General features: G+C 56.5%; 1 protein-coding gene. It reads right to left on the reverse strand.

Translation table 11 applies throughout. The features are described 5' to 3' along the window. Nucleotides 1-88 precede the first annotated feature (88 nt). Complete coding sequence (locus LDN95_RS23030) at nt 89-970, reverse strand: hypothetical protein (protein WP_226019829.1); 882 nt, start codon at nt 968-970, stop codon at nt 89-91. Nucleotides 971-1,317 lie beyond the last annotated feature (347 nt).

The following is a 1,317-nucleotide window of genomic DNA, read 5'->3' on the forward strand; positions in this document are numbered from 1 at the left end:
GCTTGACCAACGCCAAACCATAGTGCGAATAGATACCAACGATCAGGTGCTTTACCTGCGCGCGATCAAATCGGAACGCTGCGCGGCATCAGATCGCAATACATGCGCGCGATCGTCGGAATCCGCAATTAAGCACCCCTGCACAAATCAAGGCATCATCAGCGCGCTTCCCATCGGCAAGCAGGTCATTCCAGACGGCGTACAGCGTCGCAATCGCTTCTATATTGTCCCGGTTCAAGCCCTTCAACTTTGCCAGCATCGCCTCGAATGCTGCGGCACGATCTGTGCCGACAAGAGCGGTCAATTCATCATGCGGTGCGTGGCAGGATGTCGGGATAGTATAGGTTACTGCCTCGCCGTCCTTCGTGGGTTCTTTTGTGGCAATACCGTATACTGCAGCAGCGCCATGCTCCATGGCATCACGCAGGTTGCGATCATAGGGGCCAGCCGCGTCGCGGACATAATGACCGCCCAGGTCGAGCCCGGCATGGGCTTCAGCCAGATAGCCTAGCTTCATGATCACCATGCGCCCCAGTTTGCCGAAGCGCAGGATTGCATAGCTGCCGACGACGGAGCGAAGTGGCGGTAGTTCAGCTACCTGTGCTGAGGTCGAAGCGCTCAGCCCCCTAGCGGTGCGGACGTCGATCTTGCCGGTGACGGCAGCCGAGATCAGCGCGGCACGGCGTTCTTGCAGCAGGGTGATGGCGGATTGGGCTTGGGTTATAAGGCTATCCGACCTCACTGAAATGCTCGCGATATGCTGGCTGATAACAAGTTGCTCATCTAGCGGTGGCAGTGCAACTACAAATGCTTTCAACGCTGACTGCGGCAAGTTATTGGCCAAGCCGTCTGCACCACTTATCGCATTTCGGATTTGCAGCCTCACGCATGATGCGCCCATCACGTAAGCGAACCAACGGTTGTCGGTGGTGGCTTCAAGGGTGATGCGGAAGATTTTGTCAGACAGCATTAAACTTGGCCGGGTTGGTCCAATGCACGCGCACGATCCTACCAAGTCAGGGTTTCCGTTCGCCCGTGACAAGAGCACGTCGCCCTCGCGAACTTCATATGCTGGAATTGGTTCTAATGCCGCTGGTAGCGCCTTGTTTTCCTCTTCGCGATACTCACCGCGATTGACGCAGCCAGCCTTCAGAACGCCCCATTCTTCTAATTCTGCAGGACGGGATTCAGAGCCCGAGCGAAAAGTGGTTGAGCGATATCAGTAGGTTGTGATTCAGCGTCGTTGTCGAGACGATGGAGGAAGCACATGCCCTGGACTGATACCGCTCGCCGCAAGCATATGCGGGAAGGTGCGGG

It is taken from the genome of Novosphingobium sp. FKTRR1 (assembly GCF_020404405.1).
Lineage (GTDB): Bacteria > Pseudomonadota > Alphaproteobacteria > Sphingomonadales > Sphingomonadaceae > Novosphingobium.

Excerpts from the sequence above, each read along its gene's own strand:
- LDN95_RS23030 (WP_226019829.1), bottom strand. The coding sequence starts at position 970 with ATGCTGTCTGACAAAATCTTCCGCATCACCCTTGAAGCCACCACCGAC.